The sequence below is a fragment of the Burkholderia sp. AW33-5 genome, from assembly GCF_053427615.1.
In genome coordinates, this window is record NZ_JBSAXA010000009.1 from 67653 (window position 1) to 81447 (window position 13795).

Below are 13795 nucleotides of genomic sequence, written 5' to 3' on the forward strand. Positions count from 1 at the left end.
GTGCAAAAAAGAGTTTCCGTTTTAGTTTTTTAAATCTCAGTTCCAAGTCTTTTCACAAAGGAGTGATCATGCAAGCTTACATCGCCAACATCCAGGGTCTGACCGCCATCGGTATCGGCATCATCATCGGCCTGGGTGCAATCGGCGCCTGTATCGGTATCGCGCTGATGGGTGGCAAGTACATCGAAGCCTGCGCACGTCAGCCGGAACTCATCAACCCGCTGCAAACGAAGATGTTCCTGCTGGCCGGCCTGATCGACGCTGCATTCCTGATCGGCGTTGGTGTCGCAATGCTGTTCGCGTTCGCGAACCCGCTCCTGTCGAAGCTCGCAGGCTAAGGTTCCTCGGAAATATGCGCCCGGCGTAAGCCGGCGCAGGGCGGAACGGAGACTTGGGGCGCTGATCGAATGCAACTCGATGAGCGCCTTACCGTTTCATTTTTCCGGAATAGCAGATAAGGAAACACCGTGAATCTCAACGCAACTCTGTTTGCGCAAATGGTCGTGTTCCTGGTCCTCGCGTGGTTCACGATGAAGTTCGTGTGGCCGCCGTTGATCAACGCCCTCGACGAACGTTCGAAGAAGATCGCCGACGGCCTCGCCGCCGCGGAGAAGGGCAAGGCGGAACTCGACGCAGCGCACAAGCGCGTGGACCAGGAACTCGCGCAGGCCCGCAACGACGGCCAGCAGCGCATCGCCGACGCTGAAAAGCGTGCCCAGGCGGTCGCCGAGGAAATCAAGGCCAACGCCCAGGCTGAAGCCGCCCGCATCGTCGCCCAGGCGAAAGCGGAAGCAGAACAGCAAATCGTGAAGGCGCGCGAAGCGCTGCGTGGCGAAGTCGCCGCGCTGGCCGTGAAGGGCGCCGAGCAGATCCTGAAGCGCGAAGTCGATCAAACGGCCCACGCCCAACTGCTGAATCAACTGAAAGCCGAGCTCTGATCATGGCCGAACTTGCAACCATCGCCCGCCCTTACGCAGAAGCGCTGTTCCGCGTGGCCGAGGGAGGTGACATCGCCGCCTGGTCCACGCTCGTGCAAGAGCTGGCCCAGGTTGCGCGTCTGCCGGAAGTGCTGTCGGTCGCGTCGAGCCCGAAGGTGACGCGCACGCAAGTGGCCGAGCTGCTGCTTGCTGCGGTGAAGTCGCCGGTCGCGGCTGGCGCCGAAGCGAAGAACTTCGTGCAGATGCTGGTCGACAATCATCGCATCGCGCTGCTGCCGGAAATCGCCGAGCAGTTCGAGGCGCTCAAGAACGAACGCGAAGGTGCAGCCGACGCCGAGATCGTGAGCGCGTTCCCGCTGAACGGCGCGGATCTCGAAAGCCTCGTCTCTGGCCTCGAACGCAAGTTCAAGCGCAAGCTGAAGCCGACGGTCGAAGTCGATTCGTCGCTGATCGGCGGCGTGCGCGTGACGGTCGGCGACGAAGTGCTCGACACCTCGGTTCGCGCGCGCCTCGCATCGATGCAGGCTGCCTTGACCGCCTGAGCGCCACGCCGGCACGCAACAGAATTGACTATCAGGAGCGAATAATGCAACTCAATCCCTCTGAGATCAGCGAGCTGATCAAGAGCCGGATCCAGGGCCTTGAAGCGAGCGCAGACGTTCGCAACCAGGGCACCGTGATCTCCGTGACCGACGGTATCGTGCGCATCCACGGCCTGTCGGACGTGATGCAGGGCGAAATGCTCGAGTTTCCGGGCAACACGTTCGGCCTCGCGCTGAACCTCGAGCGCGACTCGGTCGGCGCGGTGATTCTCGGCGAATACGAACACATCTCGGAAGGCGACATCGTCAAGACGACGGGCCGCATTCTGGAAGTCCCGGTCGGTCCGGAACTCGTCGGCCGCGTGGTCGACGCGCTCGGCAACCCGATCGACGGCAAGGGCCCGGTCAACGCGAAGCTGACCGACGCGATCGAAAAGATCGCCCCGGGCGTGATCTGGCGTAAGTCGGTGTCGCAGCCGGTGCAGACGGGCATCAAGTCGATCGACGCGATGGTGCCGATCGGCCGTGGCCAGCGTGAGCTGATCATCGGCGACCGTCAGTGCGGCAAGACCGCGGTGGCGCTCGACGCGATCATCAACCAGAAGGGCAAGGACCTGATCTGTATCTACGTCGCGATCGGCCAGAAGGCCTCGTCGATCATGAACGTGGTTCGCAAGCTCGAAGAAACGGGCGCGATGGAATACACGATCGTCGTCGCCGCTTCGGCTTCGGATTCGGCGGCGATGCAGTACCTCGCACCGTACGCCGGCTGCACGATGGGCGAATACTTCCGCGATCGCGGCCAGGACGCGCTGATCATCTATGACGACTTGACCAAGCAAGCATGGGCATACCGTCAGATCTCGCTGCTGCTGCGCCGCCCGCCGGGCCGTGAAGCATATCCGGGTGACGTGTTCTATCTGCACTCGCGTCTGCTCGAGCGTGCTGCTCGCGTGTCGGAAGAGTACGTCGAGAAGTTCACGAACGGCGAAGTGAAGGGCAAGAGCGGCTCGCTGACGGCACTGCCGGTCATCGAAACGCAGGCTGGCGACGTGACCGCGTTCGTTCCGACGAACGTGATCTCGATTACCGACGGCCAGATCTTCCTGGAAACCGACCTGTTCAACGCAGGCATCCGCCCGGCAATCAACGCCGGCGTGTCGGTGTCGCGAGTCGGTGGCGCTGCTCAGACGAAGGTCGTGAAGAAGCTGTCGGGCGGTATCCGTACCGACCTCGCGCAGTACCGTGAACTGGCCGCATTCGCGCAGTTCGCATCGGACCTCGACGAAGCGACCCGCAAGCAGCTCGAGCGCGGCCGCCGCGTGACGGAACTGCTGAAGCAGCCGCAGTACCAGCCGCTGCAGGTGTGGGAACTGGCCGTGTCGCTGTACGCCGCGAACAACGGCTACCTCGACGATCTCGACGTCAAGCAAGTGCTGTCGTTCGAGAAGGGCCTGCGCGACAACCTGAAGACCAGCCACGCTGACCTCATCAAGCGCATCGAAGACACCAAGGATCTCTCGAAGGACGACGAAGGCGCACTGCGCTCGGCGATCGAATCCTTCAAGAAGTCCGGTGCCTATTGATCCGCGAGTGACACACTGAGGCCGCGCGGGTGCTGATGCGCCCGCGCCGCTTCGGTCAAGGAGCAAGCTATGGCTGGAATGAAGGAAATTCGCGGCAAGATCAAGAGCGTGCAGAACACGCGCAAGATCACGAAGGCGATGGAGATGGTGGCCGCATCGAAGATGCGTCGCGCGCAGGAACGCATGCGCGCCGCTCGTCCGTATGCAGACAAGGTCCGTGCCATCGCCGCGCACATGAGCCGCGCGAACCCGGAGTACCGCCACCCGTTCATGGTGGCAAACGACGGCGCGAAGACGGCCGGCATCATCCTCGTCACGACGGACAAGGGTCTTTGCGGCGGTCTGAACACCAACGTGCTGCGTGCGACGGTGCAGAAGTTCAAGGAGCTGGAAGAGAAGGGCCAGAAGGTCGAAGCCACCGCGATCGGCGGCAAGGGCCTCGGGTTCCTGAACCGCTTCGGCGCGAAGGTGATGTCGCAGGTCGTGCACCTCGGTGACACCCCGCATCTGGACAAGCTGATCGGCGCCGTGAAGACGCAGCTCGATCTGTACTCGGAAGGCAAGCTGTCGGCGGTTTATATCGCTTACACGCGCTTCGTCAACACGATGAAGCAGGAAGCCGTGATCGAGCAGCTGCTGCCGCTGTCGTCGGAACACTTCGAAGCCGATGACGGTACGCCGGCCACGTCGTGGGACTACATCTACGAGCCGGACGCGCAGGCAGTCGTCGACGAACTGCTCGTGCGTTACGTCGAGGCGCTGGTGTACCAGGCCGTCGCGGAGAACATGGCGTCCGAGCAATCGGCGCGGATGGTCGCGATGAAGGCCGCGTCCGACAACGCGAAGACGGTGATCAGCGAACTGCAGCTCGTGTACAACAAGAGCCGCCAGGCCGCGATTACGAAAGAACTGTCGGAGATCGTCGGCGGCGCAGCCGCTGTTTAAGCGCGCGCCCGGGACGACAACTGCGCCTTTGCGCGAGTAAAGAATCAGGTATTTAAAGGAAAAGCGATGAGTACTGCTGCTTTGGTAGAAGGCAAGATCGTACAGTGCATCGGCGCCGTTATCGACGTGGAATTCCCGCGCGACAGCATGCCGAAGATCTACGACGCGCTCATTCTCGATGGCTCGGAACTGACGCTCGAAGTCCAGCAGCAGCTGGGCGACGGCGTGGTCCGTACCATTTGTCTGGGTGCATCCGACGGCCTGCGCCGCGGCCTGACCGTGAAGAACACGAGCAAGCCGATTTCGGTGCCGGTTGGCAAGCCGACCCTCGGTCGTATCATGGACGTGCTCGGCCGTCCGATCGACGAAGCCGGCCCGATCGAAAGCGAACACACGCGTTCGATCCACCAGAAGGCTCCGGCGTTCGACGAACTGTCGCCGTCGACCGAACTGCTCGAAACGGGTATCAAGGTCATCGACCTGATCTGCCCGTTCGCGAAGGGCGGCAAGGTTGGCCTGTTCGGCGGTGCTGGCGTGGGCAAGACCGTCAACATGATGGAGCTCATCAACAACATCGCGAAGGAACACGGCGGTTACTCCGTGTTCGCGGGCGTGGGCGAGCGTACCCGTGAAGGGAACGACTTCTACCACGAAATGAAGGACTCGAACGTTCTCGACAAGGTCGCGCTGGTGTACGGCCAGATGAACGAGCCGCCGGGCAACCGTCTGCGCGTCGCGCTGACCGGCCTGACGATGGCCGAGCACTTCCGTGACGAAGGCCTCGACGTGCTGTTCTTCGTCGACAACATCTACCGTTTCACGCTGGCCGGTACCGAAGTGTCGGCACTGCTCGGCCGTATGCCGTCGGCAGTGGGCTATCAGCCGACGCTGGCTGAAGAAATGGGCAAGCTGCAGGAACGCATCACGTCGACCAAGAAGGGCTCGATTACGTCGGTTCAGGCCGTGTACGTCCCTGCGGACGACTTGACCGACCCGTCGCCGGCAACCACCTTCGGCCACCTGGACGCAACCGTCGTTCTGTCGCGTGACATCGCTTCGCTGGGTATCTACCCGGCGGTCGACCCGCTCGACTCGACGTCGCGCCAGATCGACCCGAACGTGATCGGTGAAGAGCACTACTCGATCACCCGTCGCGTTCAGCAGACGCTGCAGCGCTACAAGGAACTGCGCGACATCATCGCGATTCTGGGCATGGACGAACTGTCGCCGGAAGACAAGCTGTCGGTCGCGCGCGCTCGTAAGATCCAGCGTTTCCTGTCGCAGCCGTTCCACGTCGCTGAAGTGTTCACGGGCTCGCCGGGCAAGTACGTGCCGCTGAAGGAAACGATCCGTGGCTTCAAGATGATCGTCGACGGCGAGTGCGACCACCTGCCGGAACAGGCGTTCTACATGGTCGGCACGATCGACGAAGCCTTCGAAAAGGCCAAGAAGATCCAGTAAAGGTCGGGTGTAACGCAGCGGGCGCCCGTGCGTTCGTGAAAGATGTCTCGATGGCATCTTTTCACGGACGGGCGCCCACGTAATACGCTCAACCAGGAGTCGATATGGCAACCATCAAAGTAGACGTCGTCAGCGCGGAAGAGCAGATCTTCTCGGGCGAGGCGAAATTCGTCGCGCTGCCGGGCGAAACGGGTGAGCTGGGTATTCTGCCGGGTCACACGCCGCTGATCACGCGGATTCGTCCGGGTGCGGTGCGCATCGAAGTCGAGGGCGGCAACGACGAATTCGTGTTCGTCGCAGGCGGCATTCTCGAAGTGCAGCCGGGCGCCGTGACGGTGCTCGCCGATACCGCGATCCGCGGCAAGGACCTCGACGCGGCGAAAGCCGAGGAAGCGCGCAAGCGTGCCGAGGAAACGCTGCAGAACGCGAAGTCGGACCTCGACCTCGCAAAGGCGCAATCCGAGCTCGCGACCGCGATGGCGCAGCTCGAAGCGATCCAGCGTCTGGCGAAGATTCGCAGCCGGCACTGAGCCGCGCGCGCGTATCCCGCGAAAGAAAGCAGCCCTCGGGCTGCTTTTTTTTCGTCCGTCGTTTTCGTCTGTTTTTTTGCGGACCGGATCGTATCGTCCGGTCGTGCTATTTCATCCGCCCGCCGCGATTTGATGTCAGAGTGTCGTCAGCAGAGCGCGGCATCATCCGGGCAGAGGCAGTCCGCCGCGATCGCGGTGGAGCAGGCGTGCGCGTCAGCCGCGCGCCGGGCCGATCAGACAAAAACGGACGGAGACATCGATGGCAGCAGACCTTGGCAAGGGGGCGCTGATCGCGCCCGAAAACGGACTGTCGTACGTGCGCGGCGCGACCGACGTGCCGCTATCCGACGCGACGATCAGCCGGTTCCTGCTCGACACGGCGGGCCGCTTTCCCGATCGCCCGGCCGTCGTGTTCCGCGAACAGCAGGTGCGCTGGACCTGGCGCGCGTTCGCGCACGAGGTCGACGTGCTCGCGGCGGGCCTCGCCGCGCTCGGGATCGTGAAGGGCGATTGCGTCGGCATCTGGTCGCCGAACCGCAGCGAATGGCTGCTCACGCAGTTCGCGACCGCGCGCATCGGCGCGGTCCTCGTCAACATCAACCCGGCCTACCGGCTCGCGGAACTCGAATACGCGCTGAACAAGGTCGGCTGCAAGGCCGTGATCGCGGCCGAGCGCTTCAAGACATCGGCGTACGTCGAGATGCTGCAGACCATCGCGCCGGAACTCGCGGGCGCGACGCCGGGCGACCTGCATGCGGCGCGCGTGCCGAGCCTGCGCACGGTCGTGTCGATGGGCGAGGCCGCGCCGGCCGGCATGTTCCGCTTCGCGGACGTGATGGCGCGCGGCCGCGGCACGCTCGATGTCGCGCGGCTCGACGCGATCGGCGCGACGCTCGCGGCCACCGATCCGATCAACATCCAGTTCACCAGCGGCACGACCGGCAGCCCGAAGGGCGCGACGCTCACGCACCGCAACGTCGTCAACAACGCGCGCTCGATCGCGATGGCGATGCGCTTCACCGAGCAGGATTCGCTCTGCATCCCGGTGCCGCTGTATCACTGCTTCGGGATGGTGCTGGCCGTGCTCGCGTGCGTGTCGAAGGGCGCGGCGATGGTGTTTCCCGGCGAGGCGTTCGATCCGGTCGCGACGCTCGCGGCCGTCGCCGACGAGCGCTGCACCGCGCTGCACGGCGTGCCGACGATGTTCATCGCGGAGCTCGATCATCCGGACTTCGCGAAGTTCGACCTGTCGACGCTGCGCACCGGGATCATGGCCGGCTCGCCGTGCCCGATCGAGACGATGAAGCGCGTCGTGTCGCAGATGCATTTGTCCGAAATCACGATCGCGTACGGGATGACGGAGACGAGCCCCGTGTCGTTCCAGAGCTCGACAGACGACCCGCTCGAAAAGCGCACGACGACGGTCGGCCGCATCCAGCCGCACCTGGAGGTGAAGATCGTCGACCCGAACGGCGAGATCGTGCCGGTCGGCGCGACCGGCGAGCTGTGCACGAAGGGCTATTCGGTGATGCTCGGCTACTGGGACGACGACGCGAAGACACGCGAGGTGCTGGTCGACGGCTGGATGCATACGGGCGACCTCGCGACGCTCGACGCCGACGGCTATTGCAACATCGTCGGCCGGCTGAAGGACATGGTGATTCGCGGCGGCGAGAACGTGTATCCGCGCGAGATCGAGGAATTCCTGTTCAGGCATCCGAAGATTCAGAGCGCGCAGGTGTTCGGCGTGCCCGACGCGAAATACGGCGAGGAGCTGTGCGCGTGGATCGTGCTGCGCGCGGACGAGCAGATGACCGAGGACGACGTGCGTGCGTTCTGCAGCGGCCAGATCGCGCACTACAAGATTCCGCGCTACATCCGCTTCGTCGACGAGCTGCCGATGACGGTGACGGGCAAGGTGCAGAAGTTCGTGATGCGCGAACGGATGATCGACGAACTGAAGCTCGACGTGCAGAAGACCGCTTGAAACGACCGAGCGGCCCGGCGGCGGGACGAACGCGACGGCCTGCGGGCCGTTGCGTTTTCGATGGACGAAAAAAAGCGGGCTTATTAGCCCGCTAAAAACCACACGCTACGGGGTTAGCGCGAGGAGACCAAAGATGAAACCGAGTCCGGCGGGGGCCGGAAACGACTCCAACAGGGATGCCCCTCGGAAGGGCTTCGGTACGTGACCGACTGGCTCGCAGCGCTTCGCGTCCGCTCACACTTGGCACACGAGACCGCATCCGTGTTGAAACCGTTGAGGCCATTGTGGGCGAATTAATGACCCCTCGCGGTAACAAAGTGTTTCAGGTTGTAACGCCCGCCAGATAAGGCTTTCCGGGATTTTTTGCTGTTTTCGGGGTCCTGAAAAAGGTCATATTTACCCATCTTTTCCGCAGAGTTTTCATCGGGTGCGCGTAATGCGTTTTTCATGCGTATCGAAGTCGATGAATTGCCGATTTACACGCTGAAATGCGCATCGCGCGGCAGATACCGCATCTGACGAATCATTCGTCGGAAAGATTTTGAAACGTGATTGGGGCACACGATAGTCGGCCATTCGGCCGGTTTTCGCGATTTCACGCCGGCCGGGCGCCACGCCGAAGTGTAACGGCGGTGCACCCGGCCGGCGGCAATGACGGCGTCCCTGCCGGCTATCGGCCGCTTGTTCCGCGAGCGCTCATGCTCACTTCAGCCACTTGTCGGAGATCGCCTGGTATTCGCCGGACGACAGCGCCAGGTGCAGCCACTGGTCGACGTACTGCTGGAACACGACGTCGCCGCGCGGCACCATGTACGCCTTTTCGCCGAACTGGAACGGCTTGTCCGGATGCACGGAGCACAGGCCCGGATTCAGCTTTTGCTGCAGCAGCGTCTCGGACGCATCCGTCACCATGACGTCCGCCTTGCCCGCGAGGATCTGCTTGAAGATCGTCACGTTGTCCGGATAGACGCTCAGGTTCGCATGCGTGAAGAACTGCTTCGCGAAGCGCTCGTTGGTGCCGCCCGGGTTCACGATCACGCGGGTCTCGGGCCGGTCGATCTGCGCGACGGTCTGGTACTTGTCGGCGTCCGCGCAGCGCGCGATCGGCGTCTTGCCGTCGACCACGTATGGCTGCGTGAAGAACACGCGCTTCTGGCGCTCGAGTGTCGTCGACACGCCGCCCACCGCGATATCGCACTTCGCGACGAAGTCGTTGGTGAGGTTCGACCAGCTCGTCTTCACGAAGTCGGCCGTCACGTCGAGCGATTTCGCGAGCGACTCGGCCATGTCGATGTCGATGCCCTCGAAACGGCCGTCCGTCCGGTGGTACGAATACGGCTTGTAGTCGCCCGTCGTGCACACGCGCAGCGTGCCGCGTGCGACCACGTCGTCGAGCCGCGAGCCGACGGCTGCGGCGGCCGGGGCCGCCGTCGTGGTCGTACCCTGCCCGTGCGCGGCGGCGCAGCAAAGCATCGCAGCGGTGAGCGTGGCCAGCGTGGCGAATGTCTTCATCGGTCTCCTCCTTCGTTCGGTTCGATATCAGCGTCCGATCATAGCGGAGCCATCGCGCGCGTCATATGGCCGCCATCGCATCGGCATACGCGGCCGTGCGGCCGCGCTCCGGTAAAATGCCGCTTTGCCTTCGCATCGTCGCTCCTACCGTGGCCCATACCCTGCTCAACGACACCTTCCTGCGTGCGCTTCTGCGCGAGCCGACCGACTACACGCCGATCTGGCTGATGCGTCAGGCCGGCCGCTATCTGCCCGAATACAACGCGACGCGCGCGCGCGCCGGCAGCTTCCTCGGCCTCGCGAAGAATCCCGACTACGCGACCGAAGTGACGCTGCAGCCGCTCGAGCGCTTCCCGCTCGACGCCGCGATCCTGTTCTCGGACATCCTGACGATCCCCGACGCGATGGGTCTCGGCCTCGACTTCCAGGTCGGCGAAGGGCCGAAGTTCGCGCATCCGGTGCGCACCGAGGCCGACGTCGCGAAGCTCGCGGTGCCGGACATCGAGGAGACGCTCGGCTACGTGACGGGCGCCGTGCGCGAGATCCGCCGCGCGCTGACCGACGGCCAGGGCCGCCAGCGCGTGCCGCTGATCGGCTTCTCGGGCAGCCCGTGGACGCTCGCGTGCTACATGGTCGAAGGCGGCGGGTCGGACGATTTCCGCACCGTGAAGTCGATGGCGTATTCGCGCCCCGACCTGATGCACCGGATCCTCGACGTGAACGCGCAGGCCGTGGCCGCTTACCTGAACGCGCAGATCGAAGCCGGCGCGCAGGCCGTGATGATTTTCGATACGTGGGGCGGCGCGCTGGCGGACGGCGCATACCAGCGCTTCTCGCTGGACTACATCCGTCGCGTGGTCGCGCAGCTGAAGCGTGAGCACGACGGCGAGCGCGTGCCGGTGATCACGTTCACGAAGGGCGGCGGGCTGTGGCTCGAGGAAATCGCGGCGACCGGCGTCGACGCGGTCGGCCTCGACTGGACCGTCAATCTCGGCGCCGCGCGCGAACGCGTCGCCGGGCGCGTCGCGCTGCAGGGCAACCTCGACCCGACGATCCTGTTTGCGCCGCCGGCCGTGGTGCGCGAGCAGGCGCGCGCGGTGCTCGACAGCTACGGCAATCATCCGGGTCACGTATTCAACCTCGGCCACGGCATTTCGCAGTTCACGTCGCCCGACCACGTCGCCGAACTCGTCGACGAAGTGCACACCCACAGCCGCAAGATCCGTAGCGGAGCGGCGGGCTGAGCGCAAGTGGTGTCATGCTGCACTGCGGGGTGACGGCGTTTCGCTGCCGGCGCTAAACAGGGCGCAACCCCGCACCGGTTGCCGATTCAAGGCTTGTCAAGACTTGACTTATACACATTTTCCACGTTGCAGCGCGGTAGAGCTCTGTATCGGTCGAATTGTCTCGCTATGGTTTCGTAATTTGAATAGCAGCCTTATGGAATAAGGCTCCGCGGGGCGCGGTCGAGGGCGGCCGAAAACAGCGGAAAGCACGGCCCCGCGCGCTTCGCGGCTGTTGAACGGCGAGTTCTCAACAAAGTTATCCACAGGCTGGTCAGGGTATACGGCGATTCCTAATGCGAATCCAAAACTTAGCGCCGAATCTGAAGTTTTACTTTAAGTTCGCCACCGTGGCGCGGGCCCGGGTGCAAGCCGTCGGTGCGCCTCGCGCTGTCGCCGGAGCGCGGTGATGGACGGCACTTACCTCAGGGTCGCCCTCGACCATCCGCTCGCCACCCTGTTCGACTACCGCTGCGACGTCCAGCCGGCGCCCGAGCCCGGCACTCTGGTGCAGGTGCCGTTCGGCAAGCGGCAGGTTGTCGGTCTCGTCTGCGAAGTGACGACTCACACCGACGTGCCACCGTCCCGGTTGCGGGCGATCGATGCGATTTGTACCGAGCTGCCGCCGCTCGCGCCGGATTGGCTCGCGCTGGTGTCGTTCGCGGCCGATTACTACCAGCGCGGTCGCGGCGAAGTTGCGCTGCCGGCGTTGCCGCAGGCGCTGCGCGACGCGGAGCGCTGGGGCCGGCTGCTGGCGCCCGAGGTGCGCTACCGGCTGACCGAAGCCGGCCGCGCGGCGCTGCCCGACGCACTGCCGGCGCGCGGGGCCGCGCTGCGGCGGCTCGCGCAGGCGCTCGCCGACACCGATTCGATGACGTTGCCCGATGCGCGTGCGTTGCATCCGAAGGCAGCCGCCACACTCGACGACTGGGCGGCGCGCGGCTGGGTCGCCGTCGAGGAAATCGGCTGGGCCGACGCGCCTGTGCCCAAAGCTGTGGATAACCTGTCGACAACCAGTGGGCGAACTGTGCCGCCGGCGCTCACCGACCAGCAGGCGGAGGCGCTCGACGCGATCCGCGCCGCGCAAGGTTTCGCGCCGTTCCTGCTGCATGGCGTGACCGGGAGCGGCAAGACCGAGGTCTATCTGCATGCGCTCGCCGCGCTGCTCGATGCGCGGCCCGACGCGCAGGCGCTCGTGCTTGTGCCCGAAATCAACCTGACGCCGCAATTCGAGGCCGCGTTTCGCGCACGCTTCGCGGGCACGCTCGCCGACGACGCGATCGTCACGCTGCACAGCGGGCTCGCCGAGGGCGAGCGGGCGCGCAACTGGCTCGCCGCGCACACGGGCCGCGCGCGAATCGTGCTCGGCACGCGGCTCGCGGTGCTCGCGTCGCTGCCGACGCTCGCACTGATCGTCGTCGACGAGGAGCACGAACCCGCGTACAAGCAGCAGGAAGGGCTGCGCTATTCGGCGCGCGATCTTGCCGTGTGGCGCGCGAAGCATCTCGGCATTCCGGTCGTGCTCGGTTCGGCGACGCCGTCGCTCGAGAGCTGGTGGCAGGCCGACCAGGGCCGCTATACGCGGCTCACGCTGTCGCGCCGCGCGGTGGCCGACGCGACGCTGCCGACCGTGCGGCTGATCGATCTCGAAGAGGAGCGGCGGCGCGGGCGCGCGTCGATGGGCGGGCTGTCGGGGCCGCTCGTCGCGGCGTTGAAGGCGCGGCTCGAGCGCGGCGAACAGAGCCTCGTGTTCCTGAACCGGCGCGGTTACGCGCCGCAGCTCGCGTGCGACGCATGCGGCTGGGTCGCCGGTTGCCCGCGCTGCAGCGCCTACGTCGTGCTGCACAAGCCCGAACATGCACTGCGCTGCCATCACTGCGGCTGGGAAGCGCGCATTCCGCGGTCGTGCCCGGAATGCGGGAACGTCGATATCGCACCGCTCGGGCGCGGCACGCAGCGCATCGAGGAGGCGCTCGCCGAGGCCGTGCCGGGCGCACGGATACTGCGGATCGACGCGGACAGCACGCGACGCAAGGGCAGTGCGCAGGCGCTGTTCTCGGACGTGCACGCCGGTGAAGTCGACATCCTGGTCGGCACGCAGATGATCGCGAAGGGGCACGACTTCCAGCGCGTATCGCTGGTTGGCGTGCTCAATGCCGACACCGCGCTGTTCTCGCACGACTTCCGCGCGAGCGAGCGGCTGTTCGCGCAGTTGATGCAGGTGAGCGGCCGCGCGGGGCGCGCCGGACTGCCCGGCGAGGTGCTCGTGCAGACGCGCTATCCGCGTCACGCGCTGTATCACGCGCTCGGCCGGCAGGATTACGTCGGCTTCGCGAATTCGACGCTCGGCGAGCGCCGCGACGCGCACCTGCCGCCGTTCGTCTACCAGGCGCTGCTGCGCGCCGAAGGACGCACGCTCGACGCGGCGCTCGCGTTCCTGCTGCAGGCCGCGGCCGCGTTGCCGGGGCTGCCGGGCGCCGATCGCGTGACCGTCTACGACGCGGTGCCGATGACGATCGTCAAGGTCGCGAACGTCCATCGCGCGCAGTTGCTGCTCGAAAGCGCGTCGCGGGCGGCACTGCAGCATGCGCTGCGCGCATGGCAGCCGGAACTGCGCGCGCTGAAGGGCGTGCTGCGGTGGAGCGTCGAGGTCGATCCGCTCGATATCTGAGCGGTGCGCGCGCGGCCGCCGTGCCGCATGCCGATACCGAGCCGGCCGGATCCACCGAACCGCGCGATCCGGCCCGTCCCACACCCGCCTGCATTACCCGCCGCCACGCACAGTGCAACCCGCTTTTCCCCTTGGTGGTGCACGCCGCGGGTTGCCCACGTGCGCCAACTTGACCCGATCAGGGAAAACACCGATCCGCCGACCACGGGCAACCCCTAGGTTGCAACCTCATAAGTGGCTGATTATATTGAATAACTTGTGGGTGCAACCAATCCATCAATTCGGTTGCACCTTTTTATTGCGTGCCGTAGGATTTCGCGCATCCTCTCACACCACATTG

General features: G+C 64.9%; 11 protein-coding genes. 10 read left to right on the forward strand and 1 reads right to left on the reverse strand.

Going from position 1 to position 13795, the window contains the following annotated elements; genetic code table 11:
- Positions 1-68 precede the first annotated feature (68 nt).
- From atpE to ACV22V_RS16630, 8 genes are all read left to right on the forward strand, one after another.
- Positions 69-338: a F0F1 ATP synthase subunit C gene (gene atpE / locus ACV22V_RS16595; protein WP_006482730.1), complete on the forward strand. Its 270-nt coding sequence runs from the start codon at positions 69-71 to the stop codon at positions 336-338.
- A gap of 129 nt (positions 339-467) precedes the next feature.
- Positions 468-938 carry a F0F1 ATP synthase subunit B gene (locus tag ACV22V_RS16600; RefSeq protein ID WP_006477283.1) on the forward strand — a complete coding sequence of 157 codons (471 nt, stop codon included), beginning with the start codon at positions 468-470 and terminating at the stop codon, positions 936-938.
- A 2-nt stretch (positions 939-940) separates the two neighbouring features.
- Positions 941-1480 carry a F0F1 ATP synthase subunit delta gene (locus ACV22V_RS16605; protein WP_014895498.1) on the forward strand — a complete coding sequence of 180 codons (540 nt, stop codon included), beginning with the start codon at positions 941-943 and terminating at the stop codon, positions 1478-1480.
- 44 nt (positions 1481-1524) lie between these two features.
- Positions 1525-3066, forward strand: coding sequence for a F0F1 ATP synthase subunit alpha (gene atpA / locus ACV22V_RS16610; RefSeq protein ID WP_014895499.1), 1542 nt, complete (start codon positions 1525-1527; stop codon positions 3064-3066).
- 69 nt (positions 3067-3135) lie between these two features.
- Positions 3136-4011, forward strand: coding sequence for a F0F1 ATP synthase subunit gamma (gene atpG, locus ACV22V_RS16615; RefSeq protein WP_034188170.1), 876 nt, complete (start codon positions 3136-3138; stop codon positions 4009-4011).
- 66 nt (positions 4012-4077) lie between these two features.
- Positions 4078-5472: a F0F1 ATP synthase subunit beta gene (atpD, locus tag ACV22V_RS16620; protein WP_059531206.1), complete on the forward strand. Its 1395-nt coding sequence runs from the start codon at positions 4078-4080 to the stop codon at positions 5470-5472.
- A gap of 104 nt (positions 5473-5576) precedes the next feature.
- Complete coding sequence (locus ACV22V_RS16625; protein WP_006477288.1) at positions 5577-6002, forward strand: F0F1 ATP synthase subunit epsilon; 426 nt, start codon at positions 5577-5579, stop codon at positions 6000-6002.
- 259 nt (positions 6003-6261) lie between these two features.
- Positions 6262-7989 carry an AMP-binding protein gene (locus ACV22V_RS16630; protein WP_448014713.1) on the forward strand — a complete coding sequence of 576 codons (1728 nt, stop codon included), beginning with the start codon at positions 6262-6264 and terminating at the stop codon, positions 7987-7989.
- Between the two features lie 702 nt (positions 7990-8691).
- Here the strand turns inward: ACV22V_RS16630 and ACV22V_RS16635 are convergent.
- Positions 8692-9501 carry a transporter substrate-binding domain-containing protein gene (locus tag ACV22V_RS16635; protein ID WP_448014715.1) on the reverse strand — a complete coding sequence of 270 codons (810 nt, stop codon included), beginning with the start codon at positions 9499-9501 and terminating at the stop codon, positions 8692-8694.
- A 149-nt stretch (positions 9502-9650) separates the two neighbouring features.
- On the opposite strand from ACV22V_RS16635, the gene hemE reads away from it, so the two are divergent.
- Positions 9651-10745, forward strand: a complete 1095-nt coding sequence (hemE, locus tag ACV22V_RS16640; protein ID WP_279610106.1) for a uroporphyrinogen decarboxylase — start codon at positions 9651-9653, stop codon at positions 10743-10745.
- Between the two features lie 448 nt (positions 10746-11193).
- Positions 11194-13455, forward strand: coding sequence for a primosomal protein N' (locus ACV22V_RS16645; protein WP_059691504.1), 2262 nt, complete (start codon positions 11194-11196; stop codon positions 13453-13455).
- Positions 13456-13795 lie beyond the last annotated feature (340 nt).